The organism is Streptococcus sp. DD11 (assembly GCF_001578865.1).
Lineage (GTDB): Bacteria > Bacillota > Bacilli > Lactobacillales > Streptococcaceae > Streptococcus > Streptococcus panodentis.
This window is the reverse complement of record NZ_KQ969396.1, coordinates 1,461-6,755: the sequence shown is the minus strand read 5'-3', so window position 1 is coordinate 6,755 and position 5,295 is coordinate 1,461. Positions and strand designations below refer to the sequence as shown.

Annotated in this window: 4 protein-coding genes; all 4 read left to right on the top strand. The window is 48.5% G+C overall.

The annotated features are described in order from the left end of the window. A partial coding sequence (locus tag STRDD11_RS09475) for a H2O-forming NADH oxidase (protein ID WP_128837308.1) occupies positions 1–1,179 on the top strand: 1,179 nt, incomplete at its 5' end. A 437-nt stretch (positions 1,180–1,616) separates the two neighbouring features. Then, entirely contained in the window at positions 1,617–3,173 is a 1,557-nt protein-coding gene (locus tag STRDD11_RS09470) for a ClC family H(+)/Cl(-) exchange transporter (RefSeq protein WP_128837127.1), read from the top strand. A 119-nt stretch (positions 3,174–3,292) separates the two neighbouring features. Continuing rightward, positions 3,293–4,165 (top strand): iron uptake system protein EfeO, encoded by an 873-nt coding sequence (gene efeO / locus STRDD11_RS09465; protein WP_128837126.1) that lies wholly within the window; start codon positions 3,293–3,295, stop codon positions 4,163–4,165. 4 nt (positions 4,166–4,169) lie between these two features. Continuing rightward, positions 4,170–5,295 (top strand): iron uptake transporter deferrochelatase/peroxidase subunit (gene efeB / locus STRDD11_RS09460; RefSeq protein ID WP_128837307.1); only part of this gene is annotated, 1,126 nt, incomplete at its 3' end.

Genomic DNA, 5,295 nt, shown 5'->3' with positions numbered 1-5,295 from the left:
ACTTTCGAGTCCAAGGGCGCTAAGGTTTATATGAATGCACCGGTTGAGTCCATTGACTATGATGCTAAGACTGTCACAGCTTTGGTAGACGGCAAGGAGCATGTAGAGTCTTATGACAAGCTCATCTTGGCGACCGGTTCACAGCCGATTCTGCCTCCCATCGAAGGAGCTGAGCTGGATCCAAACAGCCGTGAGTTTAAATCAACGCTGGAAAATCTCCAGTTCGTGAAATTATACCAAAATGCTGCCGATGTGATTGAAAAACTGCAGGATAAGAGCAAAAATATCAATCGTGTAGCAGTAGTAGGCGCGGGCTATATCGGTGTTGAGCTGGCTGAAGCCTTCAGGCGTCTGGGCAAGGAAGTCATCCTGATCGACGTTGTTGATACCTGCCTGGCTGGCTACTATGACCCTGAGCTGTCTGATATGATGCGCCAAAACCTGGAAGACAATGGTGTTGAGTTGGCTTTTGGTCAGACTGTCAAAGCTATTGAAGGCGACAGCAAGGTGGAGCGTATCGTGACAGATAAAGCCAGCTATGATGTAGATATGGTCGTTCTGGCAGTCGGTTTCCGTCCCAATACAGCCCTCGGTGCCGGCAAGCTGGAAACTTTCCGCAACGGTGCTTTCTTGGTCGACAAAAAGCAGGAAACAAGCGTCAAAGATGTCTATGCTATCGGTGACTGTGCAACTGTCTATGACAACTCCATCAATGACACCAACTATATCGCACTGGCTTCCAATGCGCTGCGCTCTGGTATCGTGGCGGCTCACAATGCCTGCGGCCATGAGCTGGAGTCCAACGGTGTGCAAGGTTCTAACGGTATTGAAATCTTTGGCCTGAAGATGGTCTCAACCGGTCTGACCGAAGAAAAAGCCAAACGCTTTGGCTACAGTCCAGCGGTCGTTGAGTTTAAAGACACTCAAAAACCAACCTTCCTTGAAAAAGTTGAGCATCATGATGTAACAATTAAGATTGTCTACGATAAGGACACGCGCGTTGTTCTTGGGGCTCAGATGGTATCAAGAGAAGACATGTCCATGGGCATTCACATGTTCTCTTTAGCGATTCAGGAGAAAGTGACTATTGATAAATTGGCCCTTCTGGATCTCTTCTTCCTGCCGCACTTTAACAAACCATACAACTACATCACACAAGCCGCTTTAAAAGCTAAATAAAAATGAAGTCTGGAACGAAAGTTCTGGACTTTTTTTGCTGGCTGGCAGAGCGGAGAATGAATCATCTGGTCTGAAAAGAGATGGTATCGTCCTTTAGTTTATCTTTTATTACTTTGTTAGCTCACCTTGCCGTACGCCAGTACTGTCTGCGGCTCGCTGCCTCGTACTAAAAGCAAACTAAAAGACTATAACACTCTTCGAAAAACTCTTCAAACCAGGTCAGCTCCGATAGCAGCAGTATTGAAACGATTATTTGCAATACTGCTAAATCAATGCTGGAGTCAGAAAAAGTTCTGCAGAATTTCCCGTGACAGGATGGGCAGCTCACTGCCTCATTTGCTAGTTGATTTTCATTGAGTATAAAATTTAGCAGGCAGCTGTTTATGAGGGCATTTTTATGCTAGAATGGTAGTAAAGTCAAGACGAGGAGATTCAGAATGGCAAGAGGTTCTATTCCCCAGGCGGAGGAGATCAAGAAAGAATTTCATTTTACTTCCCACTCTATCCTGTCGCAGGTTTTGCGCGGGATTTTAGTTGGGGTTTTTGCGGGCTTGGTCGTGGGTATTTTCCGCTTTTTGATCGAAAAAGTCTTTCATCTAATACAGGGAGTTTATCAGAAAAGTCAGCAGTCCTTGCTGTGGCTGCTGGTCTTATTGGTGCTGTATGGCATCATCGTTTGGCTCCATGCCAGCTGGACGAGGTCGGAGAAAAACATCAAGGGTTCGGGGATTCCTCAGGTCGAAGCGGAGCTGAAGGGGCTGATGTCGCTTTCTTGGCGGAGCATTCTCTGGAAGAAGTTTGTCTTGGGAATCTTAGCCATTTCCAGCGGGCTCATGCTGGGACGGGAAGGGCCAAGTATTCAGCTGGGAGCCATGAGCGGAAAAGGAATCTCTGACTATCTGCGGCTGAGTCCTGTGGAGGAGCGGGCGCTCATCGCTAGCGGAGCGGCAGCAGGTTTGGCTGCGGCCTTCAATGCTCCCATCGCGGGACTGTTATTTGTCGTGGAGGAAGTTTATCATCATTTCTCCCGTTTTTTCTGGGTCTCTACTCTGGCAGCCAGTCTAGTGGCTAACTTTGTCTCGCTTTCTATGTTTGGGCTGACGCCGGTGCTGGATATGCCGGATAATATTCCGACCATGGGGCTGGGACAGTATTGGATTTACCTAGTCATGGGCCTATTACTAGGGCTTGCTGGCTATCTGTATGAGAAGGTCATTTTAAATATCCAGCTGCTGTATCAGTTTTTGGGCCGTCTGTTTGGGATTTCAGAGACCTATTATCCAGTGTTTGCCTTTGTCCTGATTCTTCCCATCGGCTTTTTCCTGCCACACTTGCTGGGCGGGGGCAATCAGCTGATTCTGTCACTGACTGCCAGTCACTATACGCTAGGGACCTTGCTCTTGTTTTTTGCTCTGCGCTTTGTCTGGAGCATGCTGAGCTACGGAAGCGGACTGCCAGGCGGGATTTTCCTGCCGATTTTAGCCTTGGGTTCCCTCTTGGGCGGGGCAATGGGAGCGGTCTGCCTGCAGCTGGGCTTGATTTCTCAGGAGCAGTTTCCTATTTTCGTCATCTTGGGAATGAGCGGCTATTTTGGCGCTATCTCTAAAGCTCCGCTGACCGCCATGATTCTGGTGACAGAGATGGTCGGTGACATCCGCAACCTCATGCCGCTGGGACTGGTCACGCTGACGGCCTATATCGTCATGGATCTGCTCAAGGGAGCGCCGGTCTATGAGGCTATGCTGGAAAAAATGCTGCCAGACAGCGTCGAGGATACAGGGGACACTACCTTGATTGAGATTCCTGTTTCAGAAAAGATTTCCGGCCGGCAGGTGCATGAGCTGGACCTGCCTGATGGAGTCTTGATCACCATGAATGTCCACAAGGGGAAGACTCAGACCGTCAACGGCAGCACGCGCCTCTATCTGGGAGATACCATCTATCTGGTGCTGAAAAAGGCGGAGATTGGCAAAGTGAAAGAAGAGTTGCTGTAGCCTAGTATGATAAAGTTGTTATACTATTAAAATTATCTGACAATTCCTTGAAATATGAGAGAAAAACTGGTATAATTTACTGGAAATAACCTCTTTTCGAGGCAATCAAAGGAGTCATCATGAAAAAACTGGGCATTATCCTGTTTTCAGCAGCCTTTTTACTGACTGGCTGTGCTGCCAACAACTCTTCAAACAGTACAGACGCGAGCAGTCAAGCTTCTTCCAGCAAGGTTGCTGTCAATCAGAAAGATTTAGACAAGGCGACTGCTGACTACAAGACCTTTGTGCAGGGGCAAATTGATCAGCTGCTGACAGATACGGAAAAATTCCGCGATACACTCAAGGAAGGCAAGCTGGATGAGGCCAAGAAAGTGTATCCGCTCATTCGTATGACTTATGAGCGTTCTGAGCCGATTGCTGAAAGCTTCGGTGAATCCGATGTGAAGATTGACTACCGTCTGGTCGACTATGTGGATGAAAATAAGACGGAAGAAGGCTGGTCAGGCTTCCACCGCATTGAGAAAATCATGTGGGAGCAAAATACCACCCAAGGCACAGAAAAATATGCTGATCAGCTGGTCGATGACATCAAGGAGCTGAAAGCCAAGATTGCGACGGTCGAAGTGACACCGGATATCATGCTGACGGGGGCCGTGGACCTGCTCAATGAAGTGGCGACCAGCAAGATTACCGGAGAAGAAGAAGTCTTCTCCCACACGGACCTCTATGACTTCCGGGCCAATATTGAAGGGGCCGAAAAAATCTTTGAGCTCTTTAAGCCCCTGATAAAAGACAAGGACGAAAAACTGGTCAAAACCTTGGAAGAAGAGTTCAAAAATGTCAACAGTCTTCTGGACAAGCATATGACAGATTCTGAGCATTATAAGCTCTACACAGACTTAAGCAAGGAAGACACCAAGGAGCTGGCAGAAGCCGTGACCAAGCTTGGTGAACCTCTTTCACAAATGGGTGTGATCCTAGACGGGAAGTAATCTTATGGCAAACGACGAAAAATGGTTTGATAAAAAAATGGATCGTCGTGAATTTCTTAAAAAAGCAGGCATCGGCGGCGCTGGTTTAGCACTAGGAGTTTCCGGTGCATCTGCTTTTTTCGCTAATCAGGCGAATGAAGACAAGAAATTTGCTGACGGTGATGAGGAAATCAGTTTCTACGGTGAGCATCAGGCCGGTATCACCACACCGATGCAAAAAAATATCTACTTTGTCATTCTGGATCTGCATACGACAGACAGGGATGCGATTATCCAGATGTTCAAGGACTGGACCGCTTACAGCGAGAAGCTGGTGGACGGGGAATTAGTCAAAAAAGACGGCTCCAATGCTCTGCTGCCGCCGACAGATACCGGCGAGACAGTCGGGCTCAACCCTTACCGCCTGACCCTGACTTTTGGGGTTTCTGCTTCTTTCTTGAAAAAAATGGGACTGTCGGACAAGCGGCCCAAAGCCTTCCGGGATTTGCCGCCTTTTCCTAAGGAACAGCTGAAAGAGAAGTACACCGGCGGTGATATTGTCATTCAAGCCTGTGCAGATGATGAGCAGGTAGCCTTTCATGCAGTCCGCAATCTGGTCCGCAAGGGCAGAAATGCCATTAGCATGAAATGGAGCCAGTCCGGCTTTGCGGCGATCGGAGACCGGATGGCTACGCCGCGCAATCTCTTTGGCTTTAAGGACGGCACGGCCAATGTGACCAAGGAAAAAGACTTTGACAGGGTCATCTGGACAGACAGCAAGGACTGGATGAAGGGCGGCTCTTATATGGCTGTCCGCCGCATTCAGATGTTTCTGGAGACCTGGGACCGTACTAATCTGCAGGAGCAGGAGAATACCTTCGGCCGTTACAAGGAGAGTGGGGCTCCCTTTGGCAAGAAAGATGAATTTGACGAGGTGGACTTGGACTTGCTGCCTGTAGATTCGCACGTGCGGCTGGCCAAGGAAGTTGACAAACCGATTTACCGCCGGTCCTATTCTTACTCGGACGGCATTGATGAGACGACGGGGCAGTTTGATACCGGTCTGCTCTTCATTTCTTTTCAAAAAGATCCGGACAGTTTTGTCAAGGTGCAGACCAATCTCGGTGCCCAGGACAAGATGAACGAATACG